Raw genomic sequence first — 17,881 nt, forward strand, 5'->3', positions numbered from 1 at the left:
AGGCGCGGGTGGCTGAGGCGGTCCGCGTGGCCGCCGACTGGGCGCACGGCCTGCTCGTCGACTCCGCCGACGAGGCCGACGCTGCCCGTCGTGCCGCCGAGGAGGCCCGCAACGAGCGCGATGCCGAGCTGGCCCTCGTGCGGCGTGACATCGCGACCTTGCAGAACGAGCTGCGCGAGCTCACCGACAGCGTGCACCGCGACGAGGTCGCCCGGGCCCAGCAGCGCCTGCGCATCGAGCAGCTCCAGCAGAAGGCTGTCGAGGAGCTGGGCATCTCGCCCGAGTCCCTCGTCGAGGAGTACGGCCCACACCAGCTCGTGCCCGTCGTGCCGGACCCGGACGCCGACCCGGAGGCGCCGGTGCCCGATCCGGGGCCGTTCGTCCGTGAGGCCCAGGAGAAGCGGCTCCGGCAGGCCGAGCGCAAGCTGAACGCCCTGGGGCGGATCAACCCGCTGGCCTTGGAGGAGTTCACCGCCCTCGAGGAGCGGCACAAGTTCCTCACCGAGCAGCTCGAGGACCTGAAGAGCTCCAAACGCGACCTGCTCGACATCGTCAAGGAGGTCGACGAGCGCGTCGAGCGGGTCTTCGCCGAGGCGTTCGCGGACACGGCCGTCCAGTTCGAGCGGGTCTTCCAGCGGCTCTTCCCGGGGGGCGAGGGACGGCTCGTCCTCACCGACCCGTCCAACCTGCTGACGAGTGGGCTCGAGGTCGAGGCCCGCCCGCCCGGCAAGAAGATCAAGCGACTGTCGCTGCTCTCCGGTGGCGAGCGCTCCCTCGTGGCGGTGGCCCTGCTCGTCGCGATCTTCAAGGCGCGGCCGTCGCCCTTCTACATCATGGACGAGGTCGAGGCTGCGCTCGATGACGCCAACCTCGGGCGCCTCCTCACCCTCTTCGAGGAGCTGCGCGACAGCTCCCAGCTCATCGTCATCACGCACCAGAAGAAGACGATGGAGATCGCCGACGCCCTCTATGGCGTGAGCATGCGCGGCGACGGCGTGACGACGGTGGTCTCGCAGCGCCTCCGGGACGTCGCCACCCAGCAGTCCGCCTGATCCAGCTGTGCTCGCTCGTCCTCGACTGTGCACTTCGCGCCACTCGGCGTGGGAGCAATGACGGGACCAAAGTCCTGCTACGCCGGGTGTCCACGCACAGACACGACGGCTGGTCCCGTCAGTCGTCCCTGAGGCGCCGGTATCAACTGCACCCCGACGGAAGGGGCTGGGTGGGTGCCCTTTCACCGGAGGGCTCGGTCGGCGCCCGTGATTGGATGGACGACGTGGAAAACCTCTGGCTCTACGTGATCATCGGCGTCGTCATCATCGCTCTGGGGGTCGGCGTCGCCGTCAGTCTCCTGCGCGGGCGGGGCCGCCCCGAGCGGGAGGTCGAGGCTCCTCCCTCCACTGGGGCGCCGGGGCTGCCAACAGAGGAGCTCGAGCGCCGGCCGGAGACCGAGGCGCCACCGGCTGGGACCGTCACGACCGAGGTCCCGGAGGAGACCCTCCCGCCCATCCCCGAGCCGCTGCCGACCATCGAGCGCCCGGAGTCCGCGCGCGGCCGCCTCCAGCGCCTCCGTGCCCGGCTGGCCCGGTCCAACACGGCTCTCGGCAAGGGGCTGCTGGCGCTCTTGTCGCGCGGTCGGCTCGACGAGGAGGCCTGGGAGGACGTCGAGGACACGCTCATCGGCGCCGACCTCGGGGTCGAGGCGACCGAGGAGCTCGTCGCGTCACTGCGGACCCAGGTGAAGGTCGACGGGACGACCGACGAGGCCACCGCCCGCGAGTGGCTCAAGGAGGACCTGCTCCGTCTCGTCCAACCCGACATGGACCGTCGCATCGCGTCGTCGCGCGTCGGCGTGCGACCAGCCGTCATTCTCGTCGTCGGCGTCAACGGCACCGGCAAGACGACGACGGTCGGCAAGCTCGCCCGCGTCCTCGTTGCCGAGGACCGCGACGTGCTGCTCGGCGCCGCAGACACGTTCCGCGCCGCCGCCGCCGACCAGCTCGACACGTGGGGCGCCCGCGTCGGGGTGCCCACCGTCCGGTCCGACAGGGAGGGCGCCGACCCTGCTGCCGTCGCGTTCGACGCCGTCAGGGCGGGGATCGAGCAGGAGGTCGACGTCGTCATCATCGACACGGCGGGACGCCTTCACAACAAGGCCGACCTGATGAACGAGCTGGGCAAGATCAAGCGGGTCATCGAGAAGCAGAGCGAGATCGACGAGGTGCTCCTTGTGCTCGACGCCACGACAGGCCAGAACGGGCTGCAGCAGGCGAAGGTCTTCGCCGAGGCCGTCGACGTCACCGGCATCGTGCTGACCAAGCTCGACGGCACCGCCAAGGGCGGCATCGTCGTCGCCGTCCAGCGCCAGCTCGGCGTCCCGGTCAAGCTCGTCGGACTCGGTGAGGGGCCGGATGACCTGGCACCCTTCGACCCGGAGGCCTTCGTCGACGCCATCGTGGAGTGAGCCAGGGGGTTGCCACCATGCCGGGCCCGTCCACATCGTGGGCGGGCCCATCTTGGGAAACCAACTGCTAACAGAGCCGGCTGCTTGTTGACACGCACGTAACAAGCGCGATGGGCGGCCGAAACCGGTCGTCTCCACGATCGTCGGCATGACAACCGCACTGGTGCCCCTCGCGGCAGAAGCACCGGAGATCAACGAGGCTGCGACGGCGTTCATGCTGATCGCTTCAGCGATGGTCCTCCTCATGACCCCCGGCCTCGCACTCTTCTATGGAGGGATGACGCGAGCCAAGTCCGTCCTCAACATGATGATGATGTCCTTCGGTGCCCTCGGGATCGTCGGAGTCATCTACATCCTGTGGGGCTATTCGATGTCATTCGGCCCGACCAACGTCGGCGGCATCTTCGCCAGTCCCTTGGATTACTTCGGCCTTGGCCAACTCCTCGACGATGGCACAGGAGGCCCGCGGCTCGTCGACGTCTTCGGCGCCGGGGTGTTCATCCCCGAGGTGATCGTCGCCGGATTCCAGTTGACCTTCGCCGTCATCACGGTTGCCCTCATCAGCGGCGCGATCGCCGACCGGGTGAAGTTCTCGACCTGGCTCGTCTTCGCCGGCATCTGGGCCACGATCGTCTACTTCCCGATCGCGCACATGGTCTGGGGCGGCGGGCTGCTCTCCGGCGCCGAGAACGGGCTCTCGGCCAAAATCTTCGGCGTCACCGACGGCGCGGCCTCGGTGGTCCCGATCGACTTCGCCGGCGGCACGGTCGTGCACATCAACGCCGGCATCGCCGCGCTGGTCTTGGCGCTCATCGTGGGCAAGCGCCTTGGCTTCGGGAAGACTGTCATGCGGCCCCACAACGTGCCGCTCGTCATGATCGGTGCCGGGCTGCTGTGGTTCGGCTGGTTCGGCTTCAACGCTGGGTCGGAGCTGGCCGCCGACGGCGTCGCCTCCATCGTCTGGCTCAACACGACGGCCGCCACGGCCGCTGCCATCATCGGCTGGCTCCTCGTCGAGAAACTCCGTGACGGTCACGCGACGTCGATCGGCGCCGCCTCCGGGGTCGTCGCGGGGCTCGTCGCGATCACTCCGGCGTGCGGGGCCCTGTCTCCGGTGGGATCGCTGGTGCTCGGTGTGGTGGCCGGAGCCCTCGCCGCTCTCGCTGTCGGCCTCAAGTACCGGTTCGGCTATGACGACTCGCTCGACGTCGTCGGTGTCCACCTCGTCGCCGGCCTCTGGGGCACCATCGGTGCCGGGCTCCTGTCCACGTCCACCGGCCTCTTCTACGGCGGCGGCTTCCAGCAGACCGCCCTGCAGGTCATCATCGCCCTCGCATCGCTCGTCGTGTCCGGCGTCCTCACGGCGGTCATCGGCCTCGCCCTGAAGCACACTCTCGGCTGGCGGATCACCGATGACGACGAGACAGCCGGGATCGATCAGGCCGAGCACGCCGAATCGGGCTACGACCTCGGTGGCTTCGCTGTCGGCGCAGGGCGTGGGCTCGCCATACCGCGGTCCACCGTCCCCTCAGCCGCCGCTGAGCCGGCCGCTCAGACCGAGATGGCCGAGAAAGTCGAAGGAGCGAACGCATGAAACTTGTCACCGCCATCATCAGGCCGCACCAGCTCGACGAGGTGAAGGAGGCCCTCGAGGCCTTCGGCGTCACCGGGATGACCATCAGCGAGGCCAGCGGCTACGGACGCCAGCGTGGCCACAGCGAGGTCTACCGCGGCGCCGAGTACACCGTCGACTTCGTGCCGAAGGTCCGGCTCGAGGTGCTCGTCGACGACATCGACGCCTCCGACGTCATCGAGGTGATCCTCAAGTCCGCCCAGACCGGTCGCATCGGAGACGGGAAGATCTGGTCCGTGCCCGTCGACGAGGTGGTCCGGGTCCGCACGGGCGAGCGGGGCCCGGCGGCACTCTGACCCATCCGACCGTGGCAGCGGGCTCCCGATCGCATCGGAGCGGCCCGACCCTTCGAGAGAAAGGCCCGGCGAGGTCCTCATGAGCGATGTGACGACACGACGACTGGACCTCGCCGGGACGCGTGAGTTCGCGACGCCCGGGGCGGGCCGCACCCGCCGACGGGCGATCACGGACTTCGGTTTCGGCTGGCTGCAGGACCTCTGGCGCGAGGCCTGCGCCGGCCGGCGTCACGAGGGCGTCGCCCTCGCAGCGGTCGGCTCGCTGGCCCGGGGCGACGGTGGGCCGTTGAGCGACTACGACCTCGTCCTGGTTCACCACCCGCGGGGCCTGTCGGGCAAGGAGGTCGCTGCGTTTGCCGATCGGCTCTGGTACCCGATCTGGGACACCGGGGTGCGGCTCGACCACAGCGTCCGCACGGTTGCGGAATGCAGGGCAGTGGCGTCGGACGACCTCTCCGCCGCCATGGGCCTGCTCGATCTCACGCATGTCGCCGGTGACGCGGACGTTGTCAATGCCGCGCGGTCCACGGTGGCGCACGACTGGCGGGCCAACGCGCGGACCCGACTGTCGGAACTGCAGGACTCGGTCATGGCGAGGCACGCGAGGCAGGGCGATCTTGCCCACCTCGTGGAGCCGGACCTCAAGGAGGCCCACGGTGGTCTCCGCGACATGACCGTGCTCCGGGCCCTGACGGAGGCGTGGCTCACGGATCGACCACATGGTGAGGTGGACGAGGCGTATGAGCGCATTCTCGACGTGCGCGATGCCATCCACGTCGTCACCGGCCGGGGCCGCGACCGGCTCGCCCGCGAGGACCAGGACGCCTGCGCCGCGCTGCTGGGTCACGCGGACGCGGACTCCGTGCTCACCGAGCTGTCCGGGTCGGCACGCATCATCGCCTACGCGGTGGACGGGACGCTGCGGCGGGCGCTCCAGTCGCAGCGGGCCCGCACCCTCCGGGTGGGCCCGCGGCGACCGCAGCTCGTGCCCCTCGGGTACGGGTTGTATCGGCATGACGGCGAGGCGGTCCTCGGGCCATCGGCGGACGTCACGTCCGATCCGGTCATCCCGTATCGAGCCGCCCTCGTCGCGGCCCGTAACGCCATCCCGCTCTCCCCGGCCACGCTGCGCAACCTCGCCGCCCACTCGCCGAGCCCGGGTGAGCCCTGGCCGGAGGCTGCCCGTGGTGTCTTCGCCGACCTCCTGGCGGCGGGTCCCGGTCTCGTCACGGTGTGGGAAGGGCTCGACCTCGCCGGAATCGTCGTGCGGTGGATCCCCGAATGGGCCGCGGTGCGGAGCCGGCCCCAGCGCAACGCCGTACACCGGCATACCGTCGACCGGCATCTCGTCGAGACGGTCGTGGCCGCGAGCGGCTTCGTGCGGGACGTCGCCCGGCCCGACCTCCTCATGCTTGCGGCCCTGCTCCACGACATCGGCAAGGTGGCCAACGCGATGGACCACTCCCGGACTGGAGCCGGTCTGGCCGACCGCATCCTGCGCCGGATGGGAACGAGCGACCGGGACCGCGAGGTCGTCGTCCGACTCGTCCGTGAGCACCTCACCCTGGTCGAGCTCGCCACGCGGCGCGACCCGGAGGACCCGGCGACGATCGCGGTCCTTTCGGAGGCCGTCGGCGGGTCGGTCATGACCCTCGACCTGCTCCGCGCCCTGACCGAGGCTGACGCATCGGCCGCCGGCCCGAAGGCCTGGACCGACTGGCGCGCTGGTCTCGTCTCCCGGCTCTACGCGGCGTGCCGTGCGGCTCTCGTCTCTGCCAACGGGGCTGACGGTGCCGCCGGGACCCAGCCGATCGAGCCGATCGAGTCCCTTGACTGCCTGACTCTCAGTTCCGACGCGCTCGAGAAGGTCGCGGTCGGAGACCCTCACGTCACCGTCACCTCGATGGGCGGCGCGCACCGGGTCGACATCGTCGACCGGGACCGGGTCGGCCTCTTCGCCGATACCGCCGGCCTGCTCGCCGCGCACGGCTTCGTCGTGCGCTCCGCCCTCATCCGGACCCTCGATGGCCTGGCCGTCAACGAGTGGTGGGTCGACTCGCCCGGCGGCGAACAGCCCCTGCCCGACACCATCGCCCGCGACCTGGTCCGCATCGGCTCCGGTGACCGCGCGCCGCTCGGTCGCCTCCAGCGGCGGAGGGCCACCGCTCCGATCGGGACCGGATCGGTTCGAAGTCCCGGGTCCGGAGCCCCCGACTCGACGCGAGCCATGGTGATCAGCGGCGCGTCGGACATGGCCACCGTCATCGAGGTGCGCGCGACCGACCGTCCGGGCCTGCTCCAGGACATCGGCATCACGCTGGCCCGGGCCTCACTGGTCGTCCGCTCGGCACACATCGCGACCTATGCCGGGCAGACCCTCGACACGTTCTACGTCACCGAGTTCGGTGGCGGTCGGTTGGCCCCGGCCAGGGCGGCCCAGGCGGTGGCCATGATCATCGACACCTGCGACGGACCGTGACCCAAGGACGGGAGGAGCGGGAGCCCGCGTGCGTCGGGAAGCGAGCTCAGCGGCATACGGAATGGGGATGCGAGCCAGCCGAATCGGAAGTGCACGCGCCAACGGCTAAAGTTGCCGGGTGTTCGCAACCCTGTCTGACCGGCTGACCGCCACCTTCAAGAACCTCCGCGGCAAGGGCCGCCTCTCGGAGTCCGACGTCAACAAGGCGATCCGTGACATCCGGCTGGCGCTCCTCGACGCCGACGTGGCGCTGCCCGTCGTCAAGCGGTTCACCCATGCGGTCCGCGAGCGCGCGCTCGGTGAAGAGGTCAACCAGGCGCTCAACCCGGCCCAGCAGGTCGTCAAGATCGTCAACGAGGAGCTCGTCGCGATCCTCGGCGGCGAGACGCGACAGATCCGGTTCGCCAAGACCCCACCGACCGTCATCATGCTCGCGGGCCTGCAGGGGTCCGGCAAGACGACGTTCGCCGGCAAGCTGGGCCGCTGGCTCAAGGATCGCGGCCACACGCCACTGCTCGTCGCGGCCGACCTGCAGCGCCCGAATGCCGTGACGCAGCTCGAGGTCGTCGGTGACCGCGCGGGTCTCAAGGTCTTCGCGCCGGAGCGCGGCAACATCGGCGGCCACGACGCGGTGGCGGGGTCGGGGGAGGGGACGCGCAGCTTCGGCGACCCCGTCGCCGTGTCGCGTGCCGGTGTCGAGCACGCGCGGGCACAGCAGCACGACGTCGTCATCGTCGACACCGCGGGGCGCCTCGCGGTCGACGCGAACCTCATGCAGCAGGCCGCCGACATCCGGGAGGCGATCCAACCGGACGAGGTCCTGTTCGTCATCGACGCGATGATCGGACAGGCCGCCGTCGAGACGGCTCAGGCATTCCACGAGGGCGTCGCCTTCACCGGCGTCGTGCTGTCCAAGCTCGATGGCGACGCGCGAGGTGGTGCCGCACTGTCGATCCGCGAGGTGACCGGCGAGCCGATCATGTTTGCGTCGGTCGGCGAGAAGGTCACGGACATCGAGGTATTCCACCCGGACCGCATGGCCGGGCGCATCCTCGACATGGGTGACGTGCTCACGCTCATCGAGCAGGCCGAGAAGGCGTTCGACAAGCGCCAGGCCGACGAGATGGCGCGCAAGTTCCTCGCCGAGGAGGACTTCACCTTCGAGGACTTCCTCCAGCAGATGAACGCCATCAAGAAGATGGGTTCGCTCAAGTCGATGCTCAAGATGATGCCGGGCATGCAGCAGATGCGGGCCCAGCTCGACTCCTTCGACGACCGCGAGTTCGACCGGGTCGAGGCGATGGTCCGCTCGATGACGCCGTTCGAGCGCACCCATCCGAAGCAGATCAACGGCTCGCGACGGGCCCGCATCGCCAAGGGTTCCGGGGTCACCGTGACCGATGTCAACCAGCTGCTCGAGCGGTTCCGCGACGCCCAGAAGATGATGAAGTCGCTCGCGCGCGGTGGCGGTGGCGGCCTGCCGGGGATGCCGGGCGTGCCCGGTGCCGGCAAGCGGGGTCGCCAGCAGCCGCAGCGCAAGAAGAGCAAGAGCGGCAACCCGGCCAAACGAGCGGCGGAGGAGCGGGCTGCCGCCCAGCGGGCCGCCGAGGGTCGGAGCAAGGCCGCAGCGTCCGCGTTCGGCATGCCCGGCGCCGGTCAGGACGGTGCCCAACCCATGGCGGACCTGGACCTCTCGAAGCTGCCCAAGGGCTTCGACAAGTTCCTCGGCAAGAACTAGCGACCGCTATCCGGGGTGGCCGGGCGTCACCAGCCCGGTCTCGTAGCCGAAGACCACCGCCTGAGTGCGGTCGCGCAGCCCGAGCTTCGTGAGGATCCGCGTGACGTGGGTCTTGACAGTCGCCGGGCTGATGAACAGTTTCGCGGCGATCTCGTCGTTGCTCAGCCCCCGGGTCAGCTGGATCAGGATCTCGCGCTCGCGAGCGGTGAGCGGGGCCAGCAGCGCGGGATCGCGGGTCGGTGCGGCCGTGAACCTCTCGATCAGCCGTCGCACGATCGTGGGTGCGAGCAGCGCGTCACCGCGGGCGACCCCGGTGATGGCGTGCACCAGGTCGGGCGGGTCGACCTCCTTGAGGAGGAACCCGGAGGCACCCGCCCGCAGCGCGTCCACCACCTGTCTGTCCTCCCCGAACGTCGTCAGCATGAGCACCCGCGTGCCGGCGTCGGTGCCGGCGATCCGTCTGGTGGCCTCGATCCCGTCCATCACCGGCATGCGGATGTCCATCAGCGCGACGTCGGGCCGCGCCCGGGCCACGAGGTCCAAGGCCTGGCGGCCGTCCGCAGCCTCGCCGACGACCTCGACCTGCGGTGCCTGGTCGAGGATCATCCGCAGCCCGGCACGAACAAGGGACTGGTCGTCGATGATCACCACGCTGGTCATGCTCGTGTCCCGCTCGTCGTCATCGTGGATCGTTCGTCATCTCTCATCCGTGGTCCAGGTCGGTAGCCGCGCCTCGACGAGGAAACCGGCGGGGACCGGGCCGGCCGACAGCGTGCCGCCGCACGACCGCGCTCGCTCGGTCATCCCGATGATCCCGCGCCCCGAGCGCGTGCCGTCATCCGGGCCGGCAGGGCTCACCTCGGCTGCGGCGGGTTGCCGGACGCCGGCAGGCTCGCGCATCGCGCTGTGCACCGTGACGGTGACGTCGGTGGCGGTGCGCCGCAGTTCGACCCGCACCGGACCGGAGCCGTGCCGAACCGCGTTCGTCAGCGACTCCTGCACGATGCGGTAGGCGGCGAGGTCGGTCGCCGAGGGCGTCGAGTCCCGCGGTTCCCCGCCTGCGGCCGTCGCGCCCAGGTCGAGCTCGAGCGTCACATCGACGCCTGCCCTGCGGTTCTGCTCGACGAGGTCGGGGATGTCGAGCAGGCCGCTGGTCGGCGGTGCGGAGGCGGCGATTGTTTCGTCATTCAGACCGATCAGGTAGCGGACCTCGGCCAGGGCGGACTTGCCTGCCTGACGCGCGGACCGGACTGCCTCGCGGGCGCTGACCGGGTCGGCATCCAGGTTCTGGTCGGCCGCGCCGAGCTGCAGCACCATCAGCCCGAGCGTGTGCCCCAGCACGTCGTGCACCTCGCGGGCGATCCGGGTCCGCTCGTCGTCGACGGCCTCCGTCGCATGGCGCTCCTTCTCGGCGCGCGCTTGCTCGGCGTCGTCCTCGGCCCGAGCCCGGCCCGACTCCGAACGGCGCACGGCGTACCCCGCGAGCCATGGGCCGACGGTGATGACCGTGGTCAGCAGCATGCTGGGCACGTCAAGGCCAGTGGCCGTGATCACCGAGCCGAGCACGCAGGCCATCGCCCAGATGAGCCCGGCCCGCGGGTGCGCACCGAGCCCGTACCGGGCGACGGAGTACACGGTGATCCAGAGCGCGAGGATCGCCGCATGTCCCTGGCTCGTCACGTCGGTGCCGAGCCCGCCCTCGACGAAGATGATTGCCCAGCTCACGACCACCGCGGCCAGCGGGGCGATGCGTCGCAGCGCCACCGGCAGCGTGATGCCGATCATCAGCGCGACGGACACCAGGCCCGCGTCCTCGTACAGCAGCTGCGCGACACCGAGCACGGCCAGCCCGCAGGCCAGCACCGCATCGAGCAGCGGGGGAGGCCGGAACCGGGTCACGCGCCAACCGTAGGGCCGCAACCCGTCGTGGGCGTCGGCGGCCCGGCTGACTGGACGTACATCGCAGGTCGGACACGGTTCAGCGTCGGCGACGACGACGACGTGCTGCATCCGCTCCTACCTTCGAGACGTCCTTCGCGCCCGGCCCCGACGATCGGGCCGGGCTGCACGACCTCACTCAGGAGAACCATGAACACCCTCTCGACACGCTGGGCCGCGATCGGCTCGGCCGTCGGACTCGCTGGAGTCCTCACCCTGACGACGCTGCCGAGCGCCGACGACGGCACGCTCGCCGCGATCGCGGCGGCATCCACCAGCTTCCTGCTCGGCAACGCACTCACCTTCGTGGGGACGGCACTGATCGGAGCCGGCCTGCTCGTCATTGGGCACTACTGCGCTCGTCACGGCCACCGGGCATCCGCCGCCTTCTCACGGATCGCCGGTGTCGGCTGGTTGCTCCACACGGCGCTGATCGCGCACAACGCGGTGTCGTACGAGCTGGCCCTGCTGCCCGACCGCGCGGCCGCGACCGACCTCGAGACGCAGATCTTTGCCGGGCCGGTCTTCCTGGGCCTGCTCCTGCCGATGCTGGCACTGAGCGTGGTCGGCACGATCGGAACCGGCATCGCACTATGGCGTGCCGGTCACGCCCCGATCTGGGCCGCCGCCAGTCTCGTGCTGGCCATGATCAGCGACTTCGTCGCGCCCGAGGAGGTCTCCGGGGTGCCGACCTTCGTCCTGTTGCTCGCAGGGTTCGTCGGGCTGCGGGGGATCGGGTCTTCCCTCGACGACCGGGCGGCCCACGCCCGGCCGGGCAGGTCGACGGAACCGGCACTGTCCGGGCTCGATCACGGCTGATCATTCATTACTCGTGACCGAGGATCAGCGGCATACGGACCATCGGGCCGTATGCCGCTGAGCTGAGTCCCACCCGCACGTCGGCTCTCGTCTCGGCAGAGTTCCGGCGTGGCCGGGTTATTGACAAGTCACGTCGCGACTCAGGTCGCGGACCTGTCGGGTCCTGAGCACGGACCCCGAGCGCTGTCGCGACGTGACCTGCGACGTGACCTGCGACGTGAGCCCAACCGGTCCCTTCCACATCTGTTGCGGAGCCGGTGCGCCCGTCCACAGCACGACCGGTGGCATGGCACCGGTGGCGGTTTGCGAGTCACCGTGGACACGTGGACCTACCGGCAGCACTTCTCCAATCGGCCCAGGCGCAGTCCGGCATCGTCACTCGGCGCCAGATTCTCGCCGCGGGTGTTCCCTTGCGTGAGCTCAGGTCAGCGCTGGGCCAGCGATTCCGGATGGTCCTTCCCGGCGTGGTCCTGCTCGATCCCGGGCTGCCCAACCTGGACCAGCGACTCATCGCCGCGCAGCTCTTCGCCGGTCCCAGCGCGTGGCTCGCGGGCACGACAGCTGCAGCGTTCCACGGGCTGCCCCACCTGCCGTCACTCGACGAGCTGCGGAGGGTGGAGCTGCTCGTTCCCGCTCCACGCCGACCACGGGAGGTGTCATGGGTGTCGATCCGCCGAACCCACATCGTGGACGAGCGGCTCGTGGAGCGCGGTCCCCTCCGGATCTCCTGTCGGGCCCGGTCCCTCGTCGATGCCGCGGCGGCGGCGGGGCCCGATCGGGACGTGCGCGCCATGATCATCGCTACTGTTCAGGAGCGGTTGGTCCGAGCCGATGACGTGCTCCACTGGATCGAGGTGCGCCGTCCCAACGGCCGGCTCCGGCTTCGGGCGGCGCTCGACGAGGCCATGGCCGGTGTGTGGTCGGTGCCGGAGGGAGATCTGCTGCGGCTTCTCGGGTCGTCGGGCGTCCTGCCGAAGGCCATGGCCAACCCGGAGCTGCAGGACGACCAAGGGCGGCGCCTGACGACTCCGGATGTCTGGATCGATGACGTTGCCCTCGCGGTGATGGTGCACAGTCGCCAGTACCACGCCGATGCGCTCGACTGGGAGGAGACGGTTGAGGTGGACGCCGACCTCGGGGCCGCTCGGGTCGTGGTCGTGCCGGTGACTCCCGCGTCGATCGCCCGAGACCCGGGTGGGGTGCTGCAGCGAGTAGAGCGAGCCTATGTGGAGGCTGCCCGGAGCGGGTACCGTGCGGCCGTCACCGCCACGCCAAGAACCTCATTCGCGCGAGCATCCTGACCAGCGCTCGATCGACCCATAGGTCACGTCGCGAGTCAGGTCGCGGCTCGGTTTGAGCCTGAGCACGGACCCCAGGCGTGTTTGCGACATGACCGGCGACCTGACCGGCGACGTGACCCGCCACGTGCCGCCTGGCCCAGGAGCGACACGGTTTGCGACATGACGTGCAACGTGACCGGTCGGCGACATGACGGGGTCGCGATCATGACTCTCGCGGCGTGGGTAGGGTCTGGGCATGAGTGCGCCGGTGCTTCATGTCCGTGGTCAGATCCTCATCGGGAGGGACGCCGACGCCACCCGCGACGAAGTCTGGGTCATCGACGGCAAGGTGTCGTTCACGCCGCCCCAGTCGGGCACCGAGGTCCAGACGGTCGACGGTTGGGTGCTGCCCGGGCTCGTCGATGCGCACTGTCACGTCGGCCTCGACCCGCACGGCGCCGTACCACGTGAGGTTGCCGAGGAGCAGGCGCGGACCGATCGCGAGGCAGGGACCCTCCTCATCCGGGATGCGGGCCAGCCCGGTGACACGCGGTGGGTGGACGAGCGCGAGGACCTGCCGAAGATCATCCGAGCCGGGCGCCACATCGCCCGGACCCGCCGCTACATCCGCAACTACGCCCACGAGGTCGAGGAGGACGAGCTCGTCGAGCACGTGCGGCTCGAGGCGCACCGGGGTGACGGCTGGGTCAAGCTGGTCGGTGACTGGATCGACCGGGAGGTCGGCGATCTGTCCCCGAGCTGGTCGCGCCAGGCCGTTGCGGACGCCGTCGCCGCGGCTCACGAGGAAGGCGTCCGGGTCACCGCGCACTGCTTCGGCGAGCAGTCGCTCAGGGATCTCGCGGATGCCGGCATCGACTGCATCGAGCACGCGACCGGGCTCCAGGAGGACACGATCGACCAGTTCGCGCGCCAGGGCATCGCCATCGTCCCGACCCTCGTCAACATCGCGAACTTCCCCAGCCTGGCGGCACCCGCGGCAGAGAAGTTCCCCGCCTACCACCGGCACATGCTCGACCTCCATGCGCGCCGGCACGCGACCATCGGCGCGGCGCACGAGGCCGGCATCGCGATCTTCACCGGTACCGACGCGGGCGGCAGCCTGCCCCATGGTCTCGTGGCCCAGGAGATGGTCGAGCTGACCAGGGCGGGGCTCTCGACTCTCGAGGCACTCGACGCTGGGGTCTGGGCGGCCCGGGCCTGGCTCGGACGGCCCGGGATCGAGGAGGGGGAGGACGCCGACTTCGTTGTCTACGGGGCGGACCCAAGAGAGGACGTGACGGTGGTCGCCGAGCCCAAGGGCATCGTCCTGCGAGGCCGCGTTGTCCGCTGAGTCAGTCGTCCCCGCCGCCGTCCGCGGCGACCAGGTCGAAGTCCGCCCGCCTTCCGCAGCGGACCAGCCGGCCTATACAGCGGCAGTCACGCGGTCGGCGGATCGCCTTTCGGAGTTCGCCGTGCCCGACCCGCACAACCTGCCGGCCGTCATCGCCAACCAGTCCGCGACCTATCGCACCTTCATGGTTCATGCCCTCGAGCCGGAGGGCGACCACGACCTCGTGGGCCGCGCCAACGTCGGCAACGTCGTCCGGGGGGCGTTCCACAGCGCGAGCATTGGTTACGACGCCTATGACCCCTACGTCGGCAAGGGCCTCTTCGCGGAGGGGCTCCAGCTCATCCTCGACCTCGTCTTCGCCGACGAACCCCAAGGCATGGGGTTGCACCGGATCGAGGCCAACATCCAGCCGGCCAACGTTCGATCCGCCGGCCTCGTTCGTTCCCTCGGCTTCGTGCACGAGGGGTTCTCCAGGGACTTCCTCCATCTCCCGGGTCACGACGGCCGCCGCGCCTGGCGTGACCACGACCGTTACACCATGCTGTCGAGCGACTGGCCCGCGGTGCCCTACCGCCACCGGATCGCACGGCGCCTCGTGGCCGTGGTCATGGGGCCGCCGGCCATGGCGCCGACCGGGCTCGCACCCCAGCTGGCCGTTGAGCTCGGCGTCCCGCTCTACTCCGCGTCCAAGGTGGGGACGCCGGCGGTGCTTTTCGAGCTGCTGCGCAACTCATCCATCGGTGGGGTCGTGGAGGGCAAGCTGGCCGGACCCGAGCTGCGAATGGGGCTCGCACGTGCGGGAGTCGATCCCGCCGTGGCTCCCGTCTTCGAGGCGATGGAGGACGCGAGCAAGCGAGACGTCGTCGACAGGGCGCTCAAGGTGCGGGCCGCCTTCGCCGTGCAGGAACACTGAACCGCGCTTCGCCACCGACGGATCAGCCAGTAGCCGCCACGGGCGAGCGTGCGGGGCACTCCGGTGGGTCTGGCACAATGGTCGGCTGTACCCGTCGGGCCGGGACCCTCTCGCCTGACCTGGACGCCTACACCGAGCGTCGGCTCCCCGCGTGTTCCCCACCCGGTCTTGCCGCGCTCACAACCAAGAAACAGGAGACACCACACCAGTGGCAGTCAAGATTCGTCTGAAGCGCATGGGCAAGATCCGTGCACCGTTCTACCGCGTCGTCGTCATGGACTCGCGCACCAAGCGCGATGGTCGTGCGATCGAGGAGATCGGCAAGTACCACCCGACCGAGGAGCCCTCGGTCATCGAGATCGACATGGAGCGTGCGAACTACTGGATCGGCCAGGGCGCCCAGCCCACCGAGGCCGTCGCCGCTCTCCTCAAGGTCATCAACGACGGCACTCTCAAGACCAAGGAGCAGGGTCCGTCGAAGAAGGAGCGCTACGAGGCCGCCCTCGCCGCCGCAGGCAAGGGCAGCGACGACGCTCCGGCCCCACGCAAGAAGGCCGCGAAGAAGGCGGACGCCGCGGCCGCCGAGGACGCCGCTGAGGCGAAGGTGACCGCCGAGGCCGAGGCCGAGCGCACCGAGACCTCTGAGACCTCCGAGAAGAGCGAGTCCTGAGCATGCTCGAGGAGGCGCTCGAGCACCTCGTCAAGGGCATCGTCGACCACGACGAGGATGTCGTCGTGCGTCGCAAGGAGCTGCGCCGTGGCGAACTGCTCGAGGTGCGGGTCCACCCGGACGACCTCGGCCGGGTCATCGGCAGGTCCGGCCGGACAGCCAGCGCCCTGCGCACCGTCGTCAGCGCGCTCGCGGGCAACGGCAACGTGCGCGTCGACATCGTCGACACGGACCGCGTGCGCTGAGCGTCACCATCACGTGAGTGGGTCGCCCCGGGTCAACCGGGGTGCCCCTTTCATCTTCAGCCGTATGCCGCTGAGCTCGCTTGCGCGCCACGCGCGGCTCCGCGGGGGCTCAGATCGTCAGCACCTCGTTGAGCGCCTCGGTCGAGGACGGATGGGTGTAGATCGTGTCGCGCAGCTCGGTCGCGGTGACGTCGTGGCGCATCGCCAAGGCGACCAGGTTGATGATCTCCTGGCTGTCGACACAGAAGACCGTGGCGCCGAGGACGAGGTCTGTCGCCGCGTCGACGATGACCTTGATGATGCCCCGCGTGTCCCCGACGATCCGGGCGCGTGGCATCGCCGCGATCGTGTCGACGCGCTTCGAGGCAACCTTGATGTCGTAACCCTCGCCGCGGGCCTCCTTCTCGGTGAGCCCGACGTGGGCGAGCGGCGGCGTGATGAAGGTCGTCGTCGGGACGGCACGGCGGTCCCTCGTCGTGCGCGTCCCGTCGGCGACCAGCTGGTCGCGCACGATGCGGAAGTCGTCGAGCGAGACATAGGTGAACTGGGGGCCTCCGTTGACGTCGCCAATCGCCCACACGCCGTCGGCCGTGGTCCTCAGGCGATCGTCGACGACGATCGCCCCCTTCTCCGTGACCGCGACACCGGCTGCATCGAGGCCGAGGCCGTCAGTGGCGGCTCGTCGCCCGAGGGCGGCGAGGACGAGGTCAGCCTCGACCGTCTGCGTCTTCGATCCGGCGGTGGCACTGGTCGTCAGGTGGACGACTGCCGCCGATCCGGTGTCCGAGATCTCGTCGACGGAGGCGCCGAGGATGACCTCGATGCCCGAGTCGGCGAGGACCGACGCGACGAGGTCGGCGACGTCCCGGTCCATGCTCGGCAGCAGGTCGGGCACCGCGTCGACGACGGTGACCGTCGACCCGAAGCTGGCGTAGGTGGTGGCCAGCTCCAGCCCGATGGAGCCGGCGCCGACGACGACGAGCCGTGGTGGCAGCTCGGTCCGGTCGATGAGCTCCGTCGAGGTGACCACCCGCGGTCCGTCGAGGCCGGGGATCGGGGGGAGCATGGGGACGGAGCCGGTGCCGATGAAGACCTTGTCGCCACGCACGGAGATCGTCTCGCCGCCCGCAGTGACCTCGAGTTCTCGCTTGCCCACGAAACGGGCACGACCCGTGATCACCGTGGCCGTGTCGTGCGAGTCGACCATGGTGTAGTTCTTGCCGCGGAGCAGGGCGGTCAACGCGTCCTTGCGCTCGATCGCGTCGGTGTAGCGGACCGACGGGCTCCCCGCCGTGGACGGGTGGTTGGCCGACTCGACGAGCGCCTTGGTGGGCACGCAGCCGATGTTGATGCACGTCCCCCCGTACATGAGGTCGGACTGTTCGATCATGAGCACGCTCTCGCCCCGAGCTGCGAGGAAGGCGGCCAACGTCTTGTTGCCCTTCCCCCAACCGATGAAGACCGCGTCATGGGTCGCTGGTTCGCTCATCCAGCAACGGTACTGACAGGATTCGGGAATGAGCATCGTGCTGGCGCGGATCGGCAAACCCCACGGGCTGCGTGGCGAGGTCACCGTCCAACTGCACACCGACGAGCCGGAGCGGCGATTTGCCCTCGGAGAGGTACTCGACACCGAGGCGGCGCAGGGTTCAGGCGTGCCTCGGCAGCTCACCATCCGATCGACGCGCGTCCACAACGGGACCTGGTTGCTCGCCTTCGAGGAGATCCCGGACCGCACCGGTGCCGAGGGACTCCGCGGCGCGCGCCTCGTGCTCGAGGAGGCGGCTGCCGCAACCGACCCGGACGAGGAGGCCTGGTCCGAGGACGACCTGCTGGGCCTGCAGGTCCGCGACCCCGCAGGCGAGGTGTTGGGCGAGGTGACCGGGCTCGAGATCGGACCTGCCCAGGACCGGCTCGTCATCGAGCTGACGGATGGCGTCACGGCCTACGTCCCATTCGTCGAGGCCCTCGTGCCGACCATCGCCGAGGACCACGTCGTCGTCGATGCGCCGCCCGGCCTCTTCGACCTGTACCGCGAAGCGGGAGAGTGACGTC

16 protein-coding genes are annotated in these 17,881 nt (G+C 69.9%); 13 read left to right on the plus strand and 3 right to left on the minus strand.

Annotation, left to right across the window (positions count from 1 at the left end; translation table 11 throughout):
- The 6 genes from VIR15_RS20100 to ffh form a co-directional block, all read left to right on the plus strand.
- On the plus strand, window positions 1-1,052 hold a 1,052-nt coding region (locus VIR15_RS20100), incomplete at its 5' end, for an AAA family ATPase (RefSeq protein ID WP_331931074.1).
- 215 nt (window positions 1,053-1,267) lie between these two features.
- Window positions 1,268-2,464, plus strand: coding sequence for a signal recognition particle-docking protein FtsY (ftsY, locus tag VIR15_RS20105; protein ID WP_331931076.1), 1,197 nt, complete (start codon window positions 1,268-1,270; stop codon window positions 2,462-2,464).
- Window positions 2,465-2,612: 148 nt separating this feature from the next.
- A complete protein-coding gene (locus tag VIR15_RS20110; protein ID WP_331931078.1) occupies window positions 2,613-4,058 on the plus strand; it encodes an ammonium transporter in 1,446 nt (481 codons plus the stop codon).
- Window positions 4,055-4,393 carry a P-II family nitrogen regulator gene (locus tag VIR15_RS20115; protein WP_331931080.1) on the plus strand — a complete coding sequence of 113 codons (339 nt, stop codon included), beginning with the start codon at window positions 4,055-4,057 and terminating at the stop codon, window positions 4,391-4,393. The genes VIR15_RS20110 and VIR15_RS20115 overlap by 4 nt, the downstream gene beginning before the upstream one ends.
- Before the next feature lie 79 nt (window positions 4,394-4,472).
- Window positions 4,473-6,872, plus strand: coding sequence for a [protein-PII] uridylyltransferase (locus VIR15_RS20120; RefSeq protein ID WP_331931082.1), 2,400 nt, complete (start codon window positions 4,473-4,475; stop codon window positions 6,870-6,872).
- A 118-nt stretch (window positions 6,873-6,990) separates the two neighbouring features.
- On the plus strand, window positions 6,991-8,610 hold the full coding sequence (ffh, locus tag VIR15_RS20125; protein ID WP_331931084.1) for a signal recognition particle protein: 1,620 nt from the start codon (window positions 6,991-6,993) through the stop codon (window positions 8,608-8,610).
- Between the two features lie 6 nt (window positions 8,611-8,616).
- Here ffh and VIR15_RS20130 read toward each other — a convergent pair whose 3' ends face one another.
- On the minus strand, window positions 8,617-9,270 hold the full coding sequence (locus tag VIR15_RS20130) for a response regulator (RefSeq protein ID WP_331931086.1): 654 nt from the start codon (window positions 9,268-9,270) through the stop codon (window positions 8,617-8,619).
- A 36-nt stretch (window positions 9,271-9,306) separates the two neighbouring features.
- Window positions 9,307-10,509 (minus strand): sensor histidine kinase, encoded by a 1,203-nt coding sequence (locus tag VIR15_RS20135; protein WP_331931088.1) that lies wholly within the window; start codon window positions 10,507-10,509, stop codon window positions 9,307-9,309.
- Between the two features lie 189 nt (window positions 10,510-10,698).
- On the opposite strand from VIR15_RS20135, the gene VIR15_RS20140 reads away from it, so the two are divergent.
- The 6 genes from VIR15_RS20140 (at window position 10,699) to VIR15_RS20165 (ending at window position 15,826) form a co-directional block, all read left to right on the plus strand.
- The gene (locus tag VIR15_RS20140) at window positions 10,699-11,367 is read left to right on the plus strand and encodes a hypothetical protein (protein WP_331931090.1); all 669 of its coding nucleotides are present in this window, start codon (window positions 10,699-10,701) and stop codon (window positions 11,365-11,367) included.
- Between the two features lie 323 nt (window positions 11,368-11,690).
- Window positions 11,691-12,668: a hypothetical protein gene (locus VIR15_RS20145; protein ID WP_331931092.1), complete on the plus strand. Its 978-nt coding sequence runs from the start codon at window positions 11,691-11,693 to the stop codon at window positions 12,666-12,668.
- A 235-nt stretch (window positions 12,669-12,903) separates the two neighbouring features.
- Entirely contained in the window at window positions 12,904-13,998 is a 1,095-nt protein-coding gene (locus VIR15_RS20150; protein ID WP_331931094.1) for an amidohydrolase family protein, read from the plus strand.
- A complete protein-coding gene (locus VIR15_RS20155) occupies window positions 13,988-14,911 on the plus strand; it encodes a GNAT family N-acetyltransferase (RefSeq protein WP_331931096.1) in 924 nt (307 codons plus the stop codon). Before VIR15_RS20150 ends, VIR15_RS20155 begins: the two co-directional genes overlap by 11 nt.
- A gap of 208 nt (window positions 14,912-15,119) precedes the next feature.
- Window positions 15,120-15,581 (plus strand): 30S ribosomal protein S16, encoded by a 462-nt coding sequence (gene rpsP, locus VIR15_RS20160; RefSeq protein ID WP_331931098.1) that lies wholly within the window; start codon window positions 15,120-15,122, stop codon window positions 15,579-15,581.
- Window positions 15,582-15,583: 2 nt separating this feature from the next.
- Entirely contained in the window at window positions 15,584-15,826 is a 243-nt protein-coding gene (locus tag VIR15_RS20165) for an RNA-binding protein (protein ID WP_324143135.1), read from the plus strand.
- A 109-nt stretch (window positions 15,827-15,935) separates the two neighbouring features.
- On the opposite strand, the gene VIR15_RS20170 is transcribed toward VIR15_RS20165, so the two are convergent.
- Window positions 15,936-17,315: an FAD-dependent oxidoreductase gene (locus VIR15_RS20170; protein WP_331931101.1), complete on the minus strand. Its 1,380-nt coding sequence runs from the start codon at window positions 17,313-17,315 to the stop codon at window positions 15,936-15,938.
- Between the two features lie 28 nt (window positions 17,316-17,343).
- On the opposite strand from VIR15_RS20170, the gene rimM reads away from it, so the two are divergent.
- Window positions 17,344-17,877 carry a ribosome maturation factor RimM gene (rimM, locus tag VIR15_RS20175; RefSeq protein WP_331931103.1) on the plus strand — a complete coding sequence of 178 codons (534 nt, stop codon included), beginning with the start codon at window positions 17,344-17,346 and terminating at the stop codon, window positions 17,875-17,877.
- Window positions 17,878-17,881: the final 4 nt, after the last annotated feature.

Source organism: Intrasporangium sp., assembly GCF_036566125.1.
In the GTDB taxonomy this organism is placed as follows: domain Bacteria; phylum Actinomycetota; class Actinomycetes; order Actinomycetales; family Dermatophilaceae; genus Intrasporangium.